Here is a 23,085-nt window from a genome sequence, read left to right as displayed (position 1 = left end):
GCAATTGCATGGCAGACTCGTGGGATATTTATGATGTAATCCCAGAGTTACTCAGTTTGTTGCAAGGAAGTAAAAGCTTTTATGTCTGAAAACATTGAATCCGAAAGCCCACTAAAACGTCAATTACGCACCATTATTTTTGGCACTGATACTCCCGCTGGCCGCTATTTTGATATCGCCTTAATGGTGTGCATTGTGCTGAGTGTCGCTCTAGTGTTTCTCGATACGGTAGAAGTGTTTCATCGTGAATACGGGCAGATTATTCGCGTCTTGGAGTGGGTCTTTACGATTATATTCACCCTTGAATATGGCCTACGTTTGTATTGTGCGACTCATCCCGTGTTATATGCCCGCAGCTTTTATGGCATAGTCGATTTGTTATCTGTATTGCCAAGTTATCTGGCGTTACTGATCCCTGGTGCTAACTTTACCTTAGTCATCCGAATTCTCAGGTTATTCAGGATTTTCCGCGTACTCAAATTACTGCGTTATTTGAGTGAAGGGAATGTGTTGCTTAGAGCCATGATGCAGTCGAGTCGTAAGGTCTTTATATTTTTCTTCTCGGTCAGTTTGATCGTTATGGTGCTCAGTGCGGTAATGTATGTTGTTGAAGGGCCTGATAATGGTTTTAGTTCAATACCTAAAGCTGTCTACTGGACAATTGTGACTATTACTACTGTCGGTTACGGTGATATCACCCCAAAAACGGGATTAGGTCAGGCGATTGCCGCTTTTACTATGTTGATTGGTTACTCAATTATCGCGATCCCAACTGGGATTTTAACCGCGGAAATCTCCCAAGAAGTGGGGCGCCATCGAGATTTACGCTCGTGCAATCAATGCCATAAAACCGGCCACGATCTTGATGCTATGTACTGTAGCCGCTGCGGATGCGAGTTAGATAGTCTAGATACCCCCGTTGAAAAAGGCGCTTAGTCATTGCGTTGGCGGACACTTATTATTTTTTGCAGGTAAAACACACGTATGACGCAAGCCAAGTTTGTTGAAGGCCCCATATTACGCCACATCTTAGTGATGAGTTCGACCGCCGCGGTGGGGATTTCTGCCTTATTTGTGGTGGATTTACTGGATATCTTTTTCCTGAGTTTATTGGGGGAGCATGAGCTTGCGGCGGCTGTGGGGTATGCGGGCAGTATCTCCTTTTTCACTACGTCCATTGGGATAGGCTTATCAATTGCTTTAGGCGCCTTAGTGTCTCGCTCGATTGGCGCAAAAGATGTGGTGCTGGCAAAGCGGTTATTGCTCAATAGCGCAGTGGTGACAACGCTGATTAGCGTGCTGGTGGCCGGCGTGGTCACTACTTTCATCCCTGAGTTGGTTGCCTTAGTGGGCGCAAGTGGCCATACGGCTGAGCTCGCTGCCAGCTACTTGTATATCTTAGTGCCTTCCTTGCCTTTTATTTGTCTTGCGATGGCGCTCGGCGGGGCTTTGCGCGCCGTGGGTGATGCAAAGTTATCTATGATGTCGACCTTAGCGGGCGGCGGCGTTAATGCTGTACTCGACCCGATTTTTATCTTCCTGTTCGCCATGGGGATTGAAGGCGCGGCATTGGCATCCGTTTTAGCGCGGGTGGCGGTATTTTTTATTGCTGGCCGCGGCGTTGTAGTTAAGCATAAGTTGTTAGGTCATTTCGATAAGGCGCATTTTATCGCCGATCTAAAACCCATCTTTGCCATAGCGGGACCCGCGATGTTAACCAACGTGGCGACGCCTATCGGTAATGCCTTTGTGACCCGAGCCATTGCCGATTTCGGTGACGCTTACGTGGCGGGCTGGGCGGTATTAGGGCGTTTAATCCCTGTGACCTTTGGGATGATCTTTGCGCTTTCGGGTGCGATTGGCCCTATTGTTGGGCAAAATTTTGGTGCGGGACAGTTTGACCGAGTGCGCGAGAGTTTAACGCGGGCGATTCAGTTTTGTGCTGTGTATGTGCTGGTAATGTCTCTGTTGCTGTTTGCGCTTAAGTCACATTTGGTCAATGTGTTTGATATGAAGGGCGATAGCGCCGACCTTATCCACTTTTTCTGTAGTTATATTGCGGTTTTCTTTATCTTTTCGGGGATTTTATTCGTGGCTAATGCGTCCTTTAATAACCTCGGTAAGGCTAAATATTCCACCTTGTTTAATGTTGGTAAAGCCACCTTAGGCACAGTGCCCTTTGTGTATTTGGGTGCACTTTGGGGCGGGGTTTATGGCGTGTTGATTGGGCAAGTTTTAGGGTCTATTTTGTTTGGTACTTTAGGTGTGTGGGTTGCCTACCGTTTAGTGGATAAAGTGGCGGCGCAGGCCCAGTTGTCCGCGATGGCGAATGTTGGCGGCATCAATGCCGCTCCCCGTAATGTTGCGCTGAGTGAAGAGGAGGAAATCGCGAACTGTGTGGCGGAGAACCTGCCGAGTGCGACCAATCCACTTTCATCTTCTTGCGTGCAGATGGCGCAATTAGCCGAGGAGCAAGAGAGTGAGTCGGTATTGCCAATAACGTATTTAGAAGAAGGCAAAAAGCCGAACTGACTTTATCAGTTAATAGTTCACTTGTTTTAGTGACGCTCCAAACTGTCAAATAACGTTATTGAATCAAACATAAATACTCCAGCTGCTTCACCGCGCACCGTTAGGAATACTGAAAAACAAAATGCCACAAGTTTGCTTGTGGCATTTTTGTTTTAAGCGGCGTTTGCAGTTAATCGAGTCGGGTTAACAATGCAAAAATAGGCCGCTAGAAAGCGTTATTCTGCGGTACTGTTTATTCTTCAATGCTTGGCGTGTCTTTTTGGCCTTCGACTTGTTCAGTCGTGGCTTCTAATGCCGCCATTTTTGCGCGTTCGGCCTTAGAGATGTAACCTGATTTTGCTGGCGAGCCGATAGTCACTGGGTCGACTTTATTCAGTCTGGCCTTAGCGCGTTTAGCAATTTTCTTGATGATCTTTTGTTTCTTGTTCATGACGTCTCTAATTTCGTTTCGCACCCGCTATGCGCAGGAATATGAGGCCAAGGGCTCAATTGAGGGCGGATTCTAACTCAATCTGAGCGAACTGACCATGTTTTGCTGAATTGTTTTACTGAAAGCTGTCGAAAAGAACTGCAACTTTTGGGCGTCTAATAATTGGTAGTCAATTCGGCAATAGCGCGTTTGTACGGGAGTTTGACTCAATGGGCAGTACAGGGATGAGTGCAATCGATGCCGAGTATTTACCGCTATATGCTGTCAGTAGGCGTTAAAAGCCATTATATTGCCCCGCATGATTCGTTCGATAAACTGACGCCAATGTCATTTTTTATTGCTTATGTACAATCTGAGGAAAAGCTGTGTTACTTAATAAAATCACTTTTTTCGAGCGTTTTGAACACGATATCCTAAGTGGTTCGAAAACCATTACCCTGCGCGATGAAGCCGAGTCCCATGTGATAGCGGGGCAAATTCTACCTGTGTCCACCTTCGAAACGGACCGCTGGTTTTGTGATATCCAGATTATCGATGTCACGCCAGTAAAGTTAACTGAGCTCACCAAAGTGCATGCCAAACAAGAGAATATGACTCTGCCACAGTTACGCGATGTGATTGCCGAGATTTACCCCGGTCTTGAGCAATTGTTTATGATCCGTTTTAGGATTTTGCCGCAGTAATTTGTCGCCGTAGTATGTCGCAGCAATGAGTGTTGTAAGATATTCTGGTTCGATTCATAAATAGAAAAGGCTGCGCTGCAGCCTTTTGGTTCATTGTTTTAATGTCACTTGCTTCAAAAGCATATTCAGTTGTTGAAGCTGGCTACACTGTCCAAGGTAGTAGCTTTTGAGCTACGCGGTCGGCTTGGCCTAAACGAATGGCGGCACGATGGCGCATTCGATACAAGGCTTGGTAGCACAAGGGTACTAAGTACAAGCTAGTCAAAGTCGAGAACGACAAGCCACCAATAATGGCGATTGCCATGGGCGAATACGGCGGGCCGCCGCCACCGATTTGGGTTTCACCCATCGCCAGTGGCACTAAGCCCAACACTGTGGTGCCCACTGTCATCAATACTGGCCGCAAACGCGTGATACACACGTCTCGAATGGTGGCGGACAATTTGTCGAGATCCGGCGTCATCTGGTTAATTTGATCCACCAGAACGATGCCGTTATTCACCACAATTCCCATTAAAATCAAGATGCCTATCATGGCCATCACAGAAATAGGCGTGCCCGTGATAAACAGCGCCCAGAATACACCTGTGATAGAAAATAGGATTGAAGTGATAATCGCCGTCGGCAATAACAGCGACTCAAATAGCGCCGCCATGACGATATAAATCATCGCGACAGCCAATAGCATATTGGTTGCCATCACATTCTGATCTTCATCTTGACGCTCGAATCCACCGCGTAATGAATAGTCGTAACCATTAGGGAAATGGATATTTTCCATCACTTGCTTGATCTTAGTTTGCGCTTCTTCCGTGGTGAGGTTTTCTAAGTTAGCGCCAATCGACAAAGAGGTTTGGCGATTAAAGTGCTTGATCGTATCGAAGCGAGGTTGGATTTCAATCTTCGCTAAGTTATCCAAGGTGTACACCCTTTGGTCGATGCGCACTATTGGTAACTGCTTGAGTTTTTCGAGCGACTTTTGCCACTCTTTCTCATAGGCCATTTCGATGCGCAGTTCGCCATTAGGATCGTGGCGGAACGAGCGCAGCGGTGAACCGCGCAGTGCCATAGAGATACTCGAAGCGATTTCATTGAGTTTTAAATCTAACCGCGCCGCCATTTGCCTGTCGATGCGGATAACCACTTCCTGTTGCGCACCGTTAAGCTCAGAGCGAACGTCTTGCATTCCTTTGATATTTTGCAGCAAAGGGATCACTTGTTCGCTTAAGTTAATCAGCTCAGAGGTTGAGCGCCCTGTGAGCGTCACGCGCACACCAGAGTTGTCATTGCCCCAACCAAATTGCGGTTTAGCGATGGAATACTTAGGAAAGCCGCTACGGATTTTCTTTTTCAACTCATCCAATGGTATAGGTAAGTCTTTCTTCAGCAATATCACCGATGAACCGTCGTCGGATGAATAGTAGCTGTAGACAGAATCAATATGAAATTCCTCTTTATTTTTATAAAGATACTCTTCCATTTGATTGACCATAGCTTCAGTCACATTGAGATTATGCCGACCTTCCACTTGGTAGTTGATGTAAATCCGCTCCTTGCTCTGGCTGTCTTCTTGATCTTGTTTGACCATAGACAGCGGCAGGGCGGTAGAGGCGAGAATGGCCACCGCAATCAAGCCTGAACGCCAAGGCCTCAGCAATACCCAGTTAAGCGTATTGTTGTAGAAGCGCTGTAACTTACCGGCATCCTTTTCGGGCGCGATATCGAAGTGGAACTTAGTCAACATCAAAGGGATCAAGGTTTTAGCAACCAGTAGTGATGCCGCAAGCGAGATACAAATCGCGATGGCAACATGCTCGAGGAAAATCGTCAGTTCCACTTTCACGCCAAAAATATTGGGTAAAAATACGATGGCAGTGGTCATAGTGCCCGCCAATACGGCGAGGGACACTTTATCGACCCCAGTCATCACTGACTCTTCATTATCCTTGGGTGATTTGCCCTGTTTCTCCTGCAACACGCTCTCGGTCACTACTACAGCGTTATCAATTAACATACCAATGGCGAGTAAGAGTCCCATCATAGACAGGATATTCAAGCTATAACCGAGTAAATACATGGCGGCGAGCGTCATACCGATGGAAATCGGCACAGACGACACGACCACTAAGGTCATTTTCAAATTACGTAGGAACAAGTACAGCACCACAAAGGACAGCAGGGCACCGATTAAGCCCGAAAGTAAAAGGTCCATCAGTGACGATTTAACCCCAGAGGCTTGATCTTCCATGATAAACAGACGAATACCTTGGAATTGCTGATCTTGTTTCGCTAGTTCAATGACTTTTAGTACGCGTTCAGACACTTCGACTAAGTTAGCGCCTGATTCCTTAAACACATCTAAACCGACAGCATAGTGCTGATCTAAGTGCCGGCCTTCGATACGCTCGGGCAAAGCAAACTGCACATCTGCAACATCGCCTAAGGTCAATCCTGGGATTAGCACCAGTGCTTTGATATCTTCAAGGTTTCTAAACTCGCCCTTCGGCGACACTTGGTAAACGATGTTACTGGCCCTGAGTGTGCCTGCGCTAATCACAAAGTTTTCTCTGCCGAGGCGGGCTTGCAAGTCGGTAGCTGAAAATCCACTGGCGGCAAGACGGTCGGCATTTATACGTACTTCAATTTGCTTTTGTTCAACGCCGTACAGGCTAACCTTAGAGACACCTTCAACACGTTCAAGTGGACGCTTGAGCTGTTTATCGAGTAAATCGAATGCGCCTGACAGCTCGCGGTCGCTCGATATACGTATCGTGAGCACAGGCATGTCGGCGGTGGAGAATTGGCGGATAAAGACCCGCTCAACGTCCTTTGGCAGTAAATGCCGCACCGCATCGATTTTTTCCCGCGCTTCTAGGCTCTTAGTAGCAACGTTTTCACCCCACTTCATGTTGATTTCGATTTCAGAACCTTCTTGGGAAGATTCAGATTCGAGCTCATCAATCCCACCCATAGTGGCGAGGGATTCCTCCAGCACTTTGGTGATATCGCGCTCTACTTCAGCGGGGGTTGAGCCCTTGTAGGGCACTTGCACCACAATCTGCGGAATATCGATACCGGGGAACATTTCCAGCGGTAACAAACGACTCGAGGCGAGACCAAATAGCAAGATAGCAAAGAAGAACATGCTGGTGGTCACGGGACGCTTAATGGCTAAACGGGTGAGGTTCATGGGCGAGCCTCCTCAACGTCATGCGCGATATCTGTGGCTGCAACGTCATACACTTTACGGTCGAACAGGGCGTAGAGCACCGGCAGCACAATTAAGGTCAGTAAAGTGGATAAACTCAGACCAAAGATCACCGTAATCGCCATAGGTGCACGCACCTCTGAACCATCGCCTAACCCCAGCGCCATCGGCAATAAGCCTAAGGTGGTGGTGAGCGTTGTCATCATAATGGGGCGTAGGCGCGATTTAGCGGCGGCGCGAATAGCATCGAGTTTTTCAACGCCTTCACTGCGCAGTTGGTTGATGCGATCCACAAGCACAATCGCGTTGTTCACCACGATACCCGCCAACATGATAAGGCCGATAAACACCACCACACTCAAATGGGTTTGGGTGATATACAGACCCAGCACGCTACCTGCCAATGCCATAGGCACGGCAAAGAGGATAAGCAAGGGATGCAGTAGTGACTCAAACTGACTCGCCATCACTAAATACACTAAGAAAATCGCTAAGATAAGGGCAATTTTGAGTGACTGGAACGAGTGCTCCATTTCCTCATTTTGACCACCAAAGCGGGCTTGCACCGATGCGGGCAGCACTTGTTGCGACAGTATTTGCTGCGCCTGTGCCACTGCATCGCTTAAGTCACCGTAGGCGAGGTTCGCCGACACCAATGCCACACGTTGCTGGCTGATACGGTTAATCGCCGAGGGGCCTAATTGTAATGACACTTCGGCAACCGCGCTTAAGGCAATGGGTTGGCTGCTGTTCGGGTTGATGATTAAGGCATCGATATCGCTGATATGATCGCGCTCGGCGAGTTCACTGCGCACCAGAATATCAATCTTACGATCACGTACTGTGTATTGGCTGGCAATAGTGCCGCCAACCCGCTGGGCAATGCGATTCGCCACCGTTGGCGCGTCCATTCCGAGCGCTGCTAACCTTGCATGATCGAAACGGATACTCAGCTCAGGTTGACCATCACGCAGACTGGTATTCACATCAGCAAAACGATCCGATGCGGATAACGCTTTGACTAGACTATCGGCACTGCGCTTGAGCAAGTTCAAATCGTAGCCCGTGAGCTCAATCTCCAGTGGCGTTTTAAAGCTGAACAACTCAGGTTGCTCGATTTTCGCTTCAAGTTCAGGAATGCGGCGTGCGGTATCACGCAGCACTTGAGTGATTGCGTTATAGGCACTGTGATCTGTCAGCACCACTTGTAGGCGGCCCCAATTTTCACCACCGCGAGCAGTATCCGAGGTCATCAAACCACCGCTACCAGCTTGGCTATAGGCATGTTTGACTTCGGGTCTGTCCTTGATAGACAACGCGAATTGTTGCAATACCTTATCGGTTTCGCTCACTGCAGTACCCGGTGGCAGTAGGATTTCTACATAGAATTCGCCCTGATTCATCGGTGGAATAAGCTCCATACCTAGGCGAGGTAATAGGCTAATACACGCACTTGTTATCGCAATGGTGAGCAGCAGCGTGGTCATTTGTTGACGCAGCGCCGAGGCTAGCAGCTTGTGATAAACCTTCTCGATACTGTGGTAGACAAAGTTAAACCCTGAACTCAAAGGACGCATGATAAGACCGATTAGCCAGGAGAAGAAGCGGCCTAAAATCAGCACTAAGGTCAGTAATGCACTAGGTAAGTAACTAAATATCAACAGAATAGGGAATGAGAACACAGTCGCGCTGTAGTGCTTAAGTTTACCCATTTTAGTGGTGGGTTTATCCTTTGGCGTGGTTTTTATCAGCGCGGGTAAGGTTTTAAAGCCTTCGCGTGATGCCAGCATAGGGATAGAGGTTAAGGCGACTAACAGCGAGGCTAATAAAGCAAAGGTGACCGTCAGCGCTTGGTCGGAGAACAGGGCACCGGCAATCCCATCTACAAACACTAAGGGTACAAATACCGCAAGGGTCGTCAGTGTGGAGGCGAAAATCGCGCCCGCTACTTCTTTAGTTCCTGTGACTGCAGCGTCTAACTTACTCATGCCTTCCCTGCGACAGCGGTCGATGTTCTCTAATACCACAATGGCGTTATCGACTAACAGACCAATGGCGAGTGCAATACCACCTAATGACATGATGTTTAAGCTGATATCGGCAAAATACATCATGTTAAAGGTAGCGATAACCGAGAAGGGAATCGAGATGGAGATAATCAGCGTTGGAATGATGTTACGCAGGAACAGGTAAATCACCAGCATAGATAATAAACTGCCCATCAGCGCCGAAGAGGTGACTTCACTGACCGCACTTTCGATAAACTCGGATTGATCGTAAATTACTTCGAGTTTGTTTTGCTTAGGATCTTGATTAATTTTGACGAGTTCATCGCGCAGTTTTTTGGCGACGGCGACAGTGTTAGCATCACCTTCTTTATAAATCGCCAGTTCAATCGATTCTTGGCTACCGATACGGGTGATATCGCTACGCTCTTTAAAGGCATCGGTAATGGTGGCGACTTCGAATAAACGCACTAAGGTTTGCTCGTCGCGATAGACGATCACTTGGCCAAGTTCATCCAATGAATTGAATTGATTAAGTGTGCGCACTAAGTATTCGCGATCACCTTGGATCACTTTACCGGCAGAGAGGTTGATGTTTTCCTCATTAATACGACGTTTAATGTCGTCGGCATTGAGATTAAGTTGCGATAGTTTTTCTTGATTGAGCTGAATGTGTACTTCTTGCTCTAGGCCGCCGGATAAACGCACGGCGGCGACCCCAGAAAGCGCTTCTAAGCGACGCTTAAGCTCTTCTTCTGCGTAGGTGCGCATTTGCTTAAGATCGGCTTCTGAAGCATTGGGGACAGACAACGCGAGACGCATGATTGGGTCAAGGTTGGGGTTAAAACGCAGTAATAAGGGCTTTTTAACGTCCAAAGGCAGGGCGATAGTGTCGAGTTTTTCGCGCACATCTAAACTCGCCATGTCCATTGTGGTGCCCCATTCAAACTCGAGCACTACATCTGACATGCCTGAGCGCGAAATAGAACTGATTTTACGTAAGCCTTTGACCACGCCAACGGCTTCTTCAATCGGTTTAGAGACGAGCTGTTCAACTTCTACTGGCGCCGCACCGTCATACATAGTGCGGATGGTTAATGTGGGATAGCTTAAGTCTGGCAGTAACTTTACCGCTAAGCGGGAAAATCCCACCATGCCGAATAAAATCACCGCCAGCATGAACATCCATACCGTGACTGGCCGTTTAACGGAAGTGCTGATAATTGACATGAAAGACTCCTATCAGTTCTTAGCGGAAGCAAGATCGAGTGGGGTGATCACTTCGACTAAGGATTGGTCTTTCAAGTTTTGCTGGCCGCGGGTAACGACTTGTTCGCCTGGGTTAATGCCTGCAACTACTTCCACAAAGTCACCTTCACGGTAGCCAATTTCGACTTCACGGCGGTTCGCATTGGTGCCATCGATAACATACAGAGCTTGCCTGTTATCTTGGTTGATCAGTGCACTGTAGGGAACCGTAATCACGTTTTCGTGGGTGTCATACTTAAGCTCAACACGGGTAAACATCCCTGCTTTTAGGCGCGCTTCTTGATTCGGTACGGCTAATGTCACTTTAAACGTGCCACTTTGCGGGTCAACAATCGGGCTTATCCGCAGCACTTTGGCATGGATAGCATTTTTACTTTGTTGATTGCTGAACACTTGTGCTTCTTGGCCAAGTCTTAAGCTGGCAAGTTGTTGCTCTGGCAGATGGACTATACCGTGGAGTTCATCTTGATTGACTATGTAGAACAAGTCGCCAAATTCCTTCGCCATGTTGCCTGCTTTCACATAACGTTTAGCGACGACACCGCTGATAGGGGACAGTACGCGGCTTTCACTAACTTGTAGCTCGGCAAGATCTTTCTTAGCGATGGCGGCTTGCAAGTTATATTCAAGTTTGGCCATCGAATCAGCGCTGATAAATTCTTTGTTGCCCATTTTCTTCAGACGATTCAATTCCTGCTCAATGATTTTAACTTCGGCTTCTGAGCGGTCTAAATCGTATTGCTGTCTTTTGGCATCGATAACGGCGAGCACTTGCCCCTTCTGCACGCGGTCACCTTCTTCAACGGCCAATGATTCAATGAGTCCAGAAATGCGGCTGACGACATTGGCTTCTTGAGGTGCTTCTAAGGTGGCTGTTGTGCTGTAGAAAGATGAAACGTTTCCTTGCATCACTGTGGTGGTTTCGACGGGAATGGCATATTTTTCTTCTTTTTTAGCCATTTCTTCCTTGCCACAGGCTGCTAGCATTGAAATCATGAGCAGGGGTAGGGCGAATTTAGCAATGTTTGACTTTTCCATAAGTGTGTTACCTGTTGTCTTTATTGTGATGCCATTTGATAGCAGAAACCATGCCAATGTTAAATGTAGCTTAATTTCATATAGTTAAGCTATATTTAAGTTAGGGCTAATGTGTGGATTTCACTAAATGTAGCTAAAAAGTTTAAAAAGTGATGAGAATAACTAAAGGCGGTTAACAGCGGTTATGCAAGTAGGCAATTGCAACAATGTATTTTGTCTAACAAGGGGAGTGTAAAAGGTGATTGTTCGATATGAAAAAAGCGCCCTCAGGCGCTTTTTAATGCGTAAGTCGTGGGACTTAGCGTTTGTCTTGTGCGACGAAATCACGTGCAGTTTCGCCAGTGTATAACTGACGTGGACGGCTGATTTTGTGGCCTGGTTGATCTAACATTTCTTTCCAGTGAGCAATCCAGCCTACAGTACGAGCCAGTGCAAACAGCACAGTGAACATACTGGTTGGAATACCAATGGCTTTCATGATGATGCCAGAGTAGAAGTCGACGTTTGGATACAGCTTCTTAGAAATGAAGTATTCGTCTTCAAGCGCAATGCGCTCAAGCTCCATTGCCACATCCAATAGTGGATCGTTAACTTTCAGTTCTTTCAGCACTTCGTGACAGGTTTCACGCATAACTTTGGCACGTGGGTCAAAGTTTTTGTAAACACGGTGTCCAAAGCCCATCAGACGGAATGGATCGTTCTTGTCTTTAGCACGTTCAATGAATTCAGGAATGCGGTCAACTGAACCGATTTCTTCTAACATTTGCAAACAGGCTTCGTTAGCGCCGCCGTGTGCAGGGCCCCAAAGAGACGCGATACCCGCTGCGATACACGCAAATGGGTTAGCACCTGAAGAACCGGCTAAACGTACGGTTGAAGTCGATGCATTTTGTTCATGATCAGCATGTAAAATGAAGATCCTGTCCATTGCACGTTCAACGATAGGGTTAACTATGTATTCTTCGCATGGCACAGCAAACATCATGCTTAAGAAGTTACCCGCATAGCTTAAGTCATTACGTGGGTACACGAATGGCTGGCCTGAAGAATACTTGTAGCACATGGCTGCTATCGTAGGCATTTTTGAGACTAAGCGATAAGCGGCGATTTCGCGGTGACGTGGATCGTTAACATCCAGAGAGTCTTGGTAAAATGCAGATAATGCACCCGTCACACCACATAACATGGCCATAGGATGAGCATCACGACGGAAACCTCTAAAGAAGAAGGCTAGCTGCTCGTGAACCATAGTGTGGGTTTTAACTGTATGTACAAACTCAGTATATTGCGCTTTCGTCGGCAGTTCACCGTAAAGCAGCAGATAACACAGGTCTAGGTAATCGGAGTCAACGGCTAGTTGATCGATTGGATAGCCACGGTGTAACAATATACCCAGATCACCATCAATGTAGGTAATTGCAGATTCACAGGAGGCAGTCGCAAGAAAACCTGGATCAAAAGTAAAGTAACCTTTGCTGCCAAGTTTACTGATGTCGATTACGTCAAAACCAGCGGTTCCCTGCTTTACTGGCAATTCTATCGAGTCGTTCCCTGGTAATTCTAATTTGGCTTTTAAATCAGCCATACCCCGTTCTCCTTACTTAGTTCTTATCTGTGAGTGCGGCATGTCAAACCGCCATTACTTTACAGCCATTCTAGATCACATTTCAATTTAAATAAGCGTTTAAATTTGTTAGACCATGGTATAAATGCCTTTACTTTCCCATGCGGAACTGGCACTTACAGTAAAAATTCGTCAAAAAAACATAATTTGCATTCTGTGATGTTTGTATTTGACATTTGCCGCGAGTATACTTGCCTCGCCCAATAAGGGCCGCAAACAACGATTATAAAGCACCCTCTGTTTACATGTTAAATGAGTGCGTGCTCAGATAGTTAACTGTTTGTTTAAACTTTGCTTTTGTGTTTACTTTTGCCGTGATTCACATCCCAGTTTAAAGTTTGTACAAAAGCGGTTCACATAACAAAAAAAATGCTCAATGGAGCTGAGTGAGCAGAACGTGAAAAAGCAAAGACCTGTCCATTTAGATCTGCAGACCATTCGCTTTCCTGCAACAGCGATTGTGTCAATTCTTCACCGTGTTTCCGGTGTCATCATGCTGTTCGCAGTTGGCATTCTCATTTGGTTGCTAAATTCATCTTTAGCATCAGCTGAAAGTTTCGCTGGCGTGCAATCTCTATTTGATAACTTCGTTATGAAGTTCATCCTGTGGGGCATTATGACTGCACTGGCGTATCACTTGTTTGGTGGCCTACGTCACTTAGTAATGGATACCGGTCGTTGGGAAGAATTGTCATCGGGTGCCGCATCAGCGAAAGCTGTATTTGCCTTAACGGTAGCCTTTTCAATCATAGCGGGGATTTGGGTATGGTAACCAATGCAGCAAGTTTTGGACGCAGTGGTGTTCATGACTTTATTCTACTACGCGCTAGTGCAGTGATCCTCGCCTGTTACACCATTTTCTTGGTTGGCTTTATTGCATGTAGTTCCCCTCTCACCTACGACGTCTGGCATGGCCTTTTTAGCGCTCTGCCAATGAAAGTGTTTACACTTCTGACGCTGGTTGCATTACTCGTACACGCTTGGATTGGTGTATGGCAAGTGCTGACAGATTACGTCAAGTGCACGTCGTTACGTGGTGTTTTACAGTTCACCTTTGTCGTTACCGTATTTTGTTATTTTGCGGCCGGCATTGTTATTGTGTGGGGTGTCTAAGTGAGTATTCCAGTACGCGAATTTGATGCTGTAGTGATCGGTGCCGGTGGCGCTGGTATGCGTGCAGCGCTGCAGATTTCCAAAGAAGGTAAAAGCTGTGCGCTTTTATCAAAAGTATTTCCAACTCGTTCTCATACCGTATCTGCGCAGGGTGGTATCACTGTTGCGTTAGGTAACGCCCATGAAGATCATTGGGAACAGCATATGTACGATACCGTGAAGGGTTCCGATTTTATCGGTGACCAAGAAGCGATTGAGTTCATGTGTAAAACCGGTCCTGAAGCCGTTATTGAACTTGAGCAAATGGGTTTGCCTTTCTCTCGTTTCGAAAATGGCACGATTTACCAACGTCCATTTGGTGGTCAATCTAAGAACTTTGGCGGCGAGCAGGCTGCACGTACTGCGGCAGCTGCCGACCGTACTGGTCATGCTTTGTTGCACTGTTTATACCAACAAAACGTTAAGCATAAGACGCAAGTCTTCTCAGAATGGTATGCATTAGATCTCGTTAAAAACGATGATGGCGCTGTTGTGGGTTGTACTGCGATTGAAATTGAAACGGGTGATATCGTTTATTTCAAAGCCAAAGCAACGATTCTAGCGACCGGTGGTGCAGGGCGTATTTACGCTTCTACTACTAACGCGCATATCAACACCGGTGACGGTGTCGGTATGGCAATGCGTGCTGGCGTGCAAATGCAAGACATGGAAATGTGGCAATTCCACCCAACTGGCATCGCCGGCGCGGGTGTACTTGTGACTGAAGGTTGTCGTGGTGAAGGCGGTTATCTGCTGAACAAAGACGGCGAGCGCTTTATGGAGCGTTATGCCCCTAACGCGAAAGATTTGGCATCACGCGACGTGGTAGCGCGTTCAATGATGACTGAAATCCGCGAAGGTCGTGGTTTAGACGGTCCATTAGGTCCACACTGTTTACTCAAGCTTGATCACTTAGGTAAAGAAACATTAGAAGCACGTTTACCAGGCGTGTGTGAATTGTCTCGTACCTTTGCCCATATCGATCCGGCCGATGGTCCAATCCCAGTATTACCAACCTGTCACTACATGATGGGCGGTCTGCCAACTAAGGTCAGTGGTCAAGTTATTCGTAAGAATGAAGACGGCACTGAACAAGATGTTATCGGTCTGTTTGCTGTGGGTGAGATTGCCTGTGTATCTGTTCACGGTGCAAACCGCTTAGGTGGTAACTCATTGCTCGATTTAGTGGTCTTTGGCCGCGCAGCGGGTCAGCATTTAGGTAAAGCTTTGGATGAGACTGACGATCCAAAAGACGCAAGCGATGCGGATATTCAAGCATCACTGGCTCGTCTAAATCGTTGGGAAAGCAACAAAGATGGCGAAGATCCAGCGCAAATCCGTAAGGATCTGCAACTGTGTATGCAATTAAACTTCTCTGTATTCCGTCGTGGCGATGCTATGGCTGAAGGGTTAGAGCAGTTGAAAGTGATTCGTGAACGTCTTGCAAATGCTAAATTGTCTGATAACTCTCGTGAATTCAATACTCAACGTATTGAATGTTTAGAGTTAGATAACCTAATGGCAACAGCAATCGCTACGGCCTATGCTGCTAACTTCCGTACTGAAAGTCGCGGTGCTCACTCACGTGAAGATTATTTAGAGCGTGATGATGAGAACTGGTTATGCCACAGCTTATTTGACCCTGTGACTGAAACGATGGATCGTCGTGCAGTGAACATGGCACCTAAGTTACGTGAAGCATTCCCACCGAAGAAACGTACCTACTAGGAGTTGCAAAGATGAAATTGACATTTGCAGTTTATCGCTACAATCCTGACGTAGATACTAAACCGTATATGCAGGATTACAGCTTAGAAGTAGCTGACGGCTCTGACATGATGGTGCTCGATGCACTGATTAAGTTGAAAGAGCAAGATCCAACTCTGTCATTCCGTCGCTCATGCCGTGAAGGTGTGTGTGGCTCTGACGGTGTGAACATGAATGGTAAAAATGGTCTGGCGTGTATTACCCCAATTTCAACCTTTAAAGGCAAGAAATTAGAAATACGCCCATTACCAGGTATGCCAGTTGTTCGTGACTTAGTTGTTGATTTAACTCAGTTCTATAAGCAGTATGAGAAGATCAAGCCTTACCTCATCAATGATGAGAAAGCACCAGCCCGTGAACACTTACAATCACCTGAAGAGCGTGCTCATTTAGATGGTCTGTACGAATGTATCATGTGTGCCTGTTGTTCTACGGCTTGCCCATCATTCTGGTGGAATCCTGATAAGTTTATCGGTCCAAGCGGTCTGCTTCACGCATATCGTTTCTTGATCGACAGTCGCGATACAGCAACAGAAGAACGTTTATCTGAGCTGGACGACGCCTATAGTGTGTTCCGTTGCCACGGCATCATGAACTGCGTTGACGTGTGTCCAAAAGGTCTTAATCCGACTAAAGCAATTGGTCATATTAAGTCCATGCTGTTGAAGCGAGCAGTGTAATGCGAGAACCCGAGCTGAAACCAATAATAATATAGCTCTTGAAGAGTCACTTTCTGGTAGCAGAAGGTGACTCTTTTGCGTATGTAATGGAAGACAACGCGCCGTATATCTGGACATCTAGGGGCGGCAGAAATTATGCGTCGAAGGTAATCTCTACAGACTGCATATTTAATACTATGGCTAAGCACGTGTATAAAGTTTGAAAGGAATAGAAATGCACCAAGGCATCATGAAAGCCTGGCTCGAATCATCTCACTTAAGTGGTGCAAATTCGACCTACGTAGAAGAGATGTATGAAGCCTATCAAGAAAACCCACAGTCAGTCGCTGATGATTGGCGTGCGGTATTTGATAATCTCCCTCCTGTGAACGGTGCCTCTGTTGATGCGCCTGAAGCTGCTCACTCAAAAGTACGTGATTATTTTCGCAGTTTAGCGTTAGAAGGACGCCATAAGAGCTCTGCTCGTGTGACGGATCCTGAATTGGATGCTAAGCAAGTTAAAGTCCTGCAGTTAATTAACGCCCATCGTTTCCGTGGTCATCAAGGTGCTAACCTTGACCCCCTAGAACTGTGGAAACGCGAACCTGTGGCCGATTTAGATCCTGCCTTCCACGGCCTGACTAAAGAAGACATGGATCGTGAGTTTAATACTGGTTCTTTTGCTCATGGTGGCGAAACCATGAAGCTTGCGGATTTGGTAAAAGCACTGAAAGCCACTTATTGTGGTTCTATCGGTGCTGAATATATGCACATTACCGATACCGATGAGAAACGCTGGATCCAACAACGTCTCGAACCTTCCTTAGGTAAAGCTAACTACGATAAAAGTGTTAAGACACGCATTCTTGAAGGCTTAAACGCCGCAGAAGGCATTGAAAAATACTTAGGTGCTAAATTCCCTGGTGCGAAACGTTTCTCGTTAGAAGGCGGCGATGCGTTAGTGCCTATGATGCGCGAAATTATTTATCGTGCAGGTGAAGCGGGTACTAAAGAAATCGTCGTTGGTATGGCTCACCGTGGTCGTCTAAACGTACTGGTTAACGTATTAGGTAAGCGTCCTGCTGAACTGTTTGATGAGTTCGCGGGTAAGCATGCTGATACCCACGGTTCGGGTGACGTTAAGTACCACCAAGGTTTCTCCTCTGATTTCGAAACGCCGGGCGGCAATGTGCATTTAGCACTAGCCTTTAACCCATCGCACCTTGAAATCGTTAACCCTGTGGTCATTGGTTCGGTACGTGCCCGCCAAGACCGTCGCGGTTGTAAGGATGGCTTACAAGTCATGCCTATTACTATTCACGGTGACTCAGCCATTGCGGGTCAAGGGATAGTACAAGAGACATTCAACATGTCTCAAACCCGCGGTTTTAAAGTGGGCGGCAGTATTCGCATCGTAGTGAACAACCAAGTGGGTTTCACTACGTCTAACCATGCGGACGTGCGTTCAACTGAATATTGTACTGACATCGCTAAGATGGTTCAGGCGCCGATTTTCCACGTTAACTCTGACGATCCAGAAGCGGTTGCATTTGTATCGCAGTTAGCCGTTGATTATCGTAACGAGTTCAAACGTGATGTGGTGGTTGAATTAGTCTGTTATCGCCGTCATGGCCATAACGAAGCCGATGAGCCAAGTGCAACTCAACCGCTGATGTATGCCAAGATCAAGAAACACCCAACGCCACGTAAGATTTATGCAGACAAGTTAATTGCTGAAAACGTGATTGCTGCCGATGAGGTGACTGGTCTTATCAATAATTACCGTGACGCATTAGATCAGGGTGATTGTGTGGTGAAAGAATGGCGTCCAATGACGCTGCATTCTGTTGACTGGACACCTTATATTGGTCGTGAGTGGGACGAAGCGTTCGAATCTGCGATGTCGGCAGAACGTTTACAAAACCTTGCGGACAAATTGAGCTACGTTCCTGAAAGCCATCCATTACAATCCCGTGTTGCTAAGATTTATGGCGACCGTGTTGCTATGGCAAAGGGTGAGAAACCACTCGATTGGGGCTTTGCAGAAACCTTGGCTTATGCCTCGATTCTGGAAGACAACAAGCGCGTTCGTATCACAGGTCAAGATTCTGGCCGTGGCACTTTCTTCCATCGTCATGCTGTGTTGCACAATCAAAACGATGGCACGACTTACATGCCACTACGCAACATTGCCGATGAGCAAGGTCCGATTGATATTACTGACTCAGTGTTATCTGAAGCCTCAGTATTGGCATTTGAATACGGCTATGCGACGGCAGAACCTGGCGGCCTGACCATTTGGGAAGCCCAGTTTGGTGACTTTGCCAACTGTGCCCAAGTGGTTATTGACCAGTTCTTGTCATCGGGTGAACAAAAGTGGGGCCGTTTATGTGGTCTGACTATGTTGTTGCCCCATGGTTATGAAGGCCAAGGTCCAGAGCACTCAAGCGCCCGTTTAGAGCGTTTCTTGCAAATGTGTGCTAACCACAACATGCAAGTGTGTGTGCCTTCAACACCTGCACAGGTTTACCATATGTTGCGCCGTCAAGTGGTGCGCCCAATGCGTCGACCGCTTATCGTGATGTCGCCTAAATCATTGCTGCGTCATCCATTAGCCGTGTCGAGTTTGGAAGAATTGGCCAGTGGTAGTTTCCAAAATGTGATCGGTGAAATCGATACCTTGGAAGCAAGCAAAGTGGATCGCGTTGTTTTCTGTAGTGGTAAAGTTTACTTCGAACTACTGGAAAAACGTCGTAAAGAAAACATCACTAACGTAGCGTTAATTCGTGTTGAACAGTTATATCCGTTCCCACATGATGAAATGATCGTTGCTTTGGCTGATTACCAACATGTTAAAGATTTTGTTTGGTGTCAGGAAGAGCCACAGAACCAAGGTGCTTGGTACTCGAGTCAACACCATTTCTGGGCCGCGATTCCTGCAGGTGCACAGTTAACTTATGCCGGCCGTGAAGCGTCAGCTGCGCCAGCATGTGGTTACCCTGAGTTACATACACATCAGCAAGAATCTTTAGTGAACATTGCCCTGAAACTTACAATCACACTGTAGTAATAGACATTTTATAAAAGGATAGTTTTTCATGAGTATCGAAATCAAGGTACCTGTACTACCAGAATCTGTTGCCGATGCCACGATTGCCACTTGGCATGTGAAAGTGGGCGAGCAAGTTTCTCGTGATCAAAACCTGGTTGATATTGAAACCGATAAAGTGGTTCTTGAAGTGGTTGCGCCAGAAGATGGCCACATTGGCGAGTTTTTATTTGAAGAAGGAGCCACTGTTTTAGGTGAACAAGTGATCGCTAAGTTCATCGCTGGTGCAGTTTCTGGCCAAGAAGTGACTAAAGCTGAAGCAGAAGCGGCAACGCCAGCAGCTGAAACCAGCGATGAAAGCAGTGATGCGTTAAGCCCATCTGTACGCCGTTTACTTGCCGAGCACAATGTTGATGCTAGCAAAGTAAAAGGCACGGGTGTGGGTGGTCGTATTACGAAAGAAGACGTTGAAGCTTTTGTTAAGTCTGCCCCTAAAGCAGCGGCGCCAGCAGCACCTGCTGTGGCTCCGTTAGCGGCTGGCCGTAGCGAGAAGCGCGTGCCAATGACACGTCTGCGTAAGACAATCGCTAACCGCTTGTTAGAAGCGAAAAACTCTACCGCTATGCTCACGACATTTAACGAAGTGAACATGAAGCCAATCATGGATATCCGTAAGCAATACCAAGATATCTTTGAAAAGCGCCACGGTATCCGTTTAGGCTTTATGTCTTTCTACATCAAAGCTGTGACTGAAGCGCTGAAACGTTTCCCAGAAGTCAACGCGTCTATTGATGGCGATGATATCGTTTATCACAACTACTTCGACATCAGCATCGCAGTATCAACGCCACGTGGTCTGGTAACACCAGTGTTACGTGACACTGATACCATGAACTTAGCTGAAATCGAAAAAGCAGTTCGTGACTTAGCCCTTAAAGGCCGTGACGGTAAGCTGACTGTGGCTGACATGACTGGCGGTAACTTCACTGTGACTAACGGTGGCGTTTTCGGTTCATTGATGTCTACACCAATTCTTAACCTGCCACAAAGCGCGATTTTAGGCATGCATGCCATTAAAGATCGCCCAATGGCAGTCAATGGTCAGGTTGAAATCCTGCCCATGATGTACCTGGCACTCTCATATGACCATCGTATTGTTGATGGCCGTGAGTCTGTTGGTTTCTTGGTGGCGATTAAAGACTTCCTAGAAGACCCAACTCGTCTGCTGCTTGATCTGTAAGACAACTCGCTAAGAGTTTGCGCTTAAAGAAATAGCCAGACATACCCTCGTGACTGGCCCAAACGGGCCAGTTGGATTTGATTAGAAGTATACGGATAGATCATCATGAATTTGCATGAGTATCAGGCAAAATCCTTATTTGCCGAATATGGTTTACCAGTGTCAGAAGGTTTTGCATGTGATACAGCCCAAGAAGCTGTAGAAGCGGCAGGCCATATTGGCGGAAATTTATGGGTTGTTAAGTGTCAAGTACACGCAGGCGGCCGCGGTAAAGCGGGTGGCGTTAAAGTCACTGGCGATAAAGAAGAAATCAGAGCCTTTGCCGAACACTGGTTAGGCAAAAATCTGGTGACTTATCAAACTGATGAGAAAGGTCAGCCAGTTGCTAAAATTTTAGTAGAAAGCTGCACCGACATTGCTAACGAACTGTACCTAGGTGCCGTTGTTGACCGCGCGACTCGTCGCGTAGTGTTCATGGCGTCGACTGAAGGTGGTGTTGAAATTGAGAAAGTGGCAGAAGAAACGCCAGAACTCATCCACACTGCAATCATCGATCCTTTGACTGGTCCACAAGGTTATCAAGCACGTGATCTTGGCTTCAAGTTAGGTTTAAACCCAACTCAAATGAAGCAGTTCACTAAGATTTTCATGGGTCTGGCGACTATGTTCGTTGATCATGATTTCGCATTGCTTGAAATCAACCCGCTGGTTATTACCACTGAAGGCAACCTACACTGCCTAGACGGTAAAATCGGTATCGACGGTAACGCACTTTACCGTCAACCAAAAATCAAAGGCATGCACGATCCATCACAGGATGATGCCCGCGAAGCTCACGCTGCTAAGTTCGAACTGAACTATGTAGCATTAGACGGTAACGTTGGCTGTATGGTGAACGGTGCTGGTCTGGCTATGGGTACTATGGATATCGTTAACTTGCACGGTGGCAAGCCAGCGAACTTCCTAGACGTAGGCGGCGGCGCGACTAAAGAACGTGTAGCAGAAGCTTTCAAAATCATTCTGTCTGACAGCAATGTGAAAGCGGTTCTGGTTAACATTTTCGGCGGTATCGTACGTTGTGACATGATCGCAGAAGGTATTATCGGCGCTGTTAAAGAAGTGGGCGTTAAAGTACCTGTTGTGGTTCGTTTAGAAGGTACTAACGCTGAACTTGGCCGTGAAGTATTAGCTAAATCAGGTCTTGATATCATTGCAGCTACCAGTCTGACTGACGCGGCTGAGCAAGTTGTTAAAGCTGCGGAGGGCAAATAATGTCTGTCTTAATCAATAAAGATACCAAGGTAATTTGCCAAGGTTTCACTGGCGGTCAAGGTACATTCCACTCACAACAAGCTATCGATTACGGTACGCAAATGGTGGGCGGTGTGTCTCCTGGTAAAGGCGGTCAAACTCACTTAGGTCTGCCAGTGTTTAACACTGTGAAAGACGCTGTAGCTGCTACTGGCGCGACTGCTTCTGTGATCTATGTTCCGGCTCCTTTCTGTAAAGATGCCATTCTTGAAGCTATCGACGGTGGCATTGAGCTTATCGTTTGTATCACTGAAGGCATTCCTACACTTGACATGCTGCAAGTTAAAGTGAAGCTTGAAGAAACTGGCGTTCGCATGATCGGCCCTAACTGCCCAGGTGTTATCACCCCAGGTGAATGTAAGATCGGCATCATGCCAGGTCACATCCACTTAAAAGGCAAAGTGGGTATCGTTTCACGTTCAGGTACACTGACCTATGAAGCGGTTAAGCAAACGACTGATGAAGGTTTCGGCCAATCTACTTGCGTAGGTATCGGTGGTGACCCAATTCCAGGTACTAACTTCATCGACGTATTGGAAATGTTCCAAAACGATCCACAGACTGAAGCGATCGTGATGATCGGTGAAATCGGTGGTAACGCTGAAGAAGATGCGGCTGCTTACATCAAAGCACACGTAACTAAGCCTGTTGTGTCTTACATTGCGGGTGTAACTGCACCTGCTGGTAAGCGTATGGGCCACGCTGGCGCGATTATCGCTGGCGGTAAAGGTACTGCAGAAGACAAATTTGCTGCATTAGAAGCAGCTGGCGTGACAACTGTCCGCTCGCTAGCTGATATCGGCAAAGCGCTGCGTACTCGTACTGGTTGGTAAGCTAAACCGTTCGATACTAAAAGGCGCCTAAGGCGCCTTTTTTATTGGCTGTATAAGACAGGAATGGGATTGAGCTAACACCATGAAGACTAGATATTTTTTCTTCTACGGGTTAGATTGATGCTTCTCTACTCAGCAGTCGCCTGCGCCATGGGCGAGCATAGCGTGATGAGAGCCATTAACCATGAGCTAAGTGCTTATGGCTTCAGTGCTGTTTCTGCAAAATATCTTGAATTCAAATTTTTATCACACGGTTGCAGCCTATCGCTGCGAGCGTATTTGTA

16 protein-coding genes are annotated in these 23,085 nt (G+C 46.9%); 11 read left to right on the top strand and 5 right to left on the bottom strand.

Translation table 11 applies throughout. The features are described from left to right. The first annotated feature begins 81 nt into the window (after positions 1–81). Positions 82–936 (top strand): ion transporter, encoded by an 855-nt coding sequence (locus tag Q4Q52_RS11265; protein ID WP_311990653.1) that lies wholly within the window; start codon positions 82–84, stop codon positions 934–936. 48 nt (positions 937–984) lie between these two features. Beyond that, complete coding sequence (locus tag Q4Q52_RS11260) at positions 985–2,532, top strand: MATE family efflux transporter (RefSeq protein ID WP_311990652.1); 1,548 nt, start codon at positions 985–987, stop codon at positions 2,530–2,532. Positions 2,533–2,764: 232 nt separating this feature from the next. Here the strand turns inward: Q4Q52_RS11260 and Q4Q52_RS11255 are convergent, their stop codons facing one another. Further along, on the bottom strand, positions 2,765–2,962 hold the full coding sequence (locus tag Q4Q52_RS11255; protein ID WP_106650766.1) for a DUF2986 domain-containing protein: 198 nt from the start codon (positions 2,960–2,962) through the stop codon (positions 2,765–2,767). A gap of 365 nt (positions 2,963–3,327) precedes the next feature. Between Q4Q52_RS11255 and yqfB the strand changes: the two genes are divergently transcribed. Further along, positions 3,328–3,645: a N(4)-acetylcytidine aminohydrolase gene (gene yqfB, locus Q4Q52_RS11250; RefSeq protein ID WP_311990651.1), complete on the top strand. Its 318-nt coding sequence runs from the start codon at positions 3,328–3,330 to the stop codon at positions 3,643–3,645. Positions 3,646–3,787: 142 nt separating this feature from the next. On the opposite strand, the gene Q4Q52_RS11245 is transcribed toward yqfB, so the two are convergent. From Q4Q52_RS11245 to Q4Q52_RS11230, 4 genes are all read right to left on the bottom strand, one after another. Then, complete coding sequence (locus Q4Q52_RS11245; protein WP_311890364.1) at positions 3,788–6,835, bottom strand: efflux RND transporter permease subunit; 3,048 nt, start codon at positions 6,833–6,835, stop codon at positions 3,788–3,790. Beyond that, positions 6,832–10,089, bottom strand: coding sequence for an efflux RND transporter permease subunit (locus Q4Q52_RS11240; protein WP_311990650.1), 3,258 nt, complete (start codon positions 10,087–10,089; stop codon positions 6,832–6,834). The genes Q4Q52_RS11245 and Q4Q52_RS11240 overlap by 4 nt, the downstream gene beginning before the upstream one ends. A 12-nt stretch (positions 10,090–10,101) precedes the next feature. Then, complete coding sequence (locus tag Q4Q52_RS11235; protein ID WP_311990649.1) at positions 10,102–11,166, bottom strand: efflux RND transporter periplasmic adaptor subunit; 1,065 nt, start codon at positions 11,164–11,166, stop codon at positions 10,102–10,104. Positions 11,167–11,464: 298 nt separating this feature from the next. Continuing rightward, positions 11,465–12,751, bottom strand: coding sequence for a citrate synthase (locus Q4Q52_RS11230; RefSeq protein WP_071939348.1), 1,287 nt, complete (start codon positions 12,749–12,751; stop codon positions 11,465–11,467). Between the two features lie 415 nt (positions 12,752–13,166). Between Q4Q52_RS11230 and sdhC the strand changes: the two genes are divergently transcribed. From sdhC to sucD, 8 genes are all read left to right on the top strand, one after another. Next, positions 13,167–13,562 carry a succinate dehydrogenase, cytochrome b556 subunit gene (gene sdhC / locus Q4Q52_RS11225; protein ID WP_012089416.1) on the top strand — a complete coding sequence of 132 codons (396 nt, stop codon included), beginning with the start codon at positions 13,167–13,169 and terminating at the stop codon, positions 13,560–13,562. Further along, positions 13,556–13,903: a succinate dehydrogenase, hydrophobic membrane anchor protein gene (gene sdhD, locus Q4Q52_RS11220; protein ID WP_311990648.1), complete on the top strand. Its 348-nt coding sequence runs from the start codon at positions 13,556–13,558 to the stop codon at positions 13,901–13,903. Before sdhC ends, sdhD begins: the two co-directional genes overlap by 7 nt. Then, entirely contained in the window at positions 13,904–15,670 is a 1,767-nt protein-coding gene (gene sdhA, locus Q4Q52_RS11215) for a succinate dehydrogenase flavoprotein subunit (RefSeq protein WP_063884037.1), read from the top strand. It abuts the gene before it with no gap. A gap of 11 nt (positions 15,671–15,681) precedes the next feature. Next, positions 15,682–16,389, top strand: a complete 708-nt coding sequence (locus Q4Q52_RS11210; protein WP_106650759.1) for a succinate dehydrogenase iron-sulfur subunit — start codon at positions 15,682–15,684, stop codon at positions 16,387–16,389. A gap of 214 nt (positions 16,390–16,603) precedes the next feature. Beyond that, the gene (locus tag Q4Q52_RS11205) at positions 16,604–19,435 is read left to right on the top strand and encodes a 2-oxoglutarate dehydrogenase E1 component (RefSeq protein ID WP_311990647.1); all 2,832 of its coding nucleotides are present in this window, start codon (positions 16,604–16,606) and stop codon (positions 19,433–19,435) included. 31 nt (positions 19,436–19,466) lie between these two features. Next, positions 19,467–20,657: a 2-oxoglutarate dehydrogenase complex dihydrolipoyllysine-residue succinyltransferase gene (odhB, locus tag Q4Q52_RS11200; protein WP_311990646.1), complete on the top strand. Its 1,191-nt coding sequence runs from the start codon at positions 19,467–19,469 to the stop codon at positions 20,655–20,657. A gap of 105 nt (positions 20,658–20,762) precedes the next feature. Continuing rightward, a complete protein-coding gene (gene sucC / locus Q4Q52_RS11195; protein WP_006081976.1) occupies positions 20,763–21,929 on the top strand; it encodes an ADP-forming succinate--CoA ligase subunit beta in 1,167 nt (388 codons plus the stop codon). Next, on the top strand, positions 21,929–22,801 hold the full coding sequence (sucD, locus tag Q4Q52_RS11190; RefSeq protein ID WP_107947892.1) for a succinate--CoA ligase subunit alpha: 873 nt from the start codon (positions 21,929–21,931) through the stop codon (positions 22,799–22,801). Before sucC ends, sucD begins: the two co-directional genes overlap by 1 nt. The last annotated feature ends 284 nt before the right edge of the window (positions 22,802–23,085 follow it).

Source organism: Shewanella sp. SP1S2-4, assembly GCF_031932075.1.
Taxonomy (GTDB): Bacteria; Pseudomonadota; Gammaproteobacteria; order Enterobacterales; family Shewanellaceae; genus Shewanella; species Shewanella baltica.
This window is presented reverse-complemented; position numbering and strand designations above follow the sequence as displayed.

Bases quoted from the DNA above. Each gene is read 5' to 3' on its own strand.
- Q4Q52_RS11265 (WP_311990653.1), top strand. From the start codon at position 82: ATGTCTGAAAACATTGAATCCGAAAGCCCACTAAAACGTCAATTACGC.
- Q4Q52_RS11260 (WP_311990652.1), top strand. From the start codon at position 985: ATGACGCAAGCCAAGTTTGTTGAAGGCCCCATATTACGCCACATCTTA.
- Q4Q52_RS11255 (WP_106650766.1), bottom strand. From the start codon at position 2,962: ATGAACAAGAAACAAAAGATCATCAAGAAAATTGCTAAACGCGCTAAG.
- Q4Q52_RS11245 (WP_311890364.1), bottom strand. From the start codon at position 6,835: ATGAACCTCACCCGTTTAGCCATTAAGCGTCCCGTGACCACCAGCATG.
- Q4Q52_RS11240 (WP_311990650.1), bottom strand. From the start codon at position 10,089: ATGTCAATTATCAGCACTTCCGTTAAACGGCCAGTCACGGTATGGATG.
- Q4Q52_RS11235 (WP_311990649.1), bottom strand. From the start codon at position 11,166: ATGGAAAAGTCAAACATTGCTAAATTCGCCCTACCCCTGCTCATGATT.
- Q4Q52_RS11230 (WP_071939348.1), bottom strand. From the start codon at position 12,751: ATGGCTGATTTAAAAGCCAAATTAGAATTACCAGGGAACGACTCGATA.
- sdhC (WP_012089416.1), top strand. From the start codon at position 13,167: ATGGAGCTGAGTGAGCAGAACGTGAAAAAGCAAAGACCTGTCCATTTA.
- sdhD (WP_311990648.1), top strand. From the start codon at position 13,556: ATGGTAACCAATGCAGCAAGTTTTGGACGCAGTGGTGTTCATGACTTT.
- Q4Q52_RS11210 (WP_106650759.1), top strand. From the start codon at position 15,682: ATGAAATTGACATTTGCAGTTTATCGCTACAATCCTGACGTAGATACT.
- Q4Q52_RS11205 (WP_311990647.1), top strand. From the start codon at position 16,604: ATGCACCAAGGCATCATGAAAGCCTGGCTCGAATCATCTCACTTAAGT.
- odhB (WP_311990646.1), top strand. From the start codon at position 19,467: ATGAGTATCGAAATCAAGGTACCTGTACTACCAGAATCTGTTGCCGAT.
- sucC (WP_006081976.1), top strand. From the start codon at position 20,763: ATGAATTTGCATGAGTATCAGGCAAAATCCTTATTTGCCGAATATGGT.
- sucD (WP_107947892.1), top strand. From the start codon at position 21,929: ATGTCTGTCTTAATCAATAAAGATACCAAGGTAATTTGCCAAGGTTTC.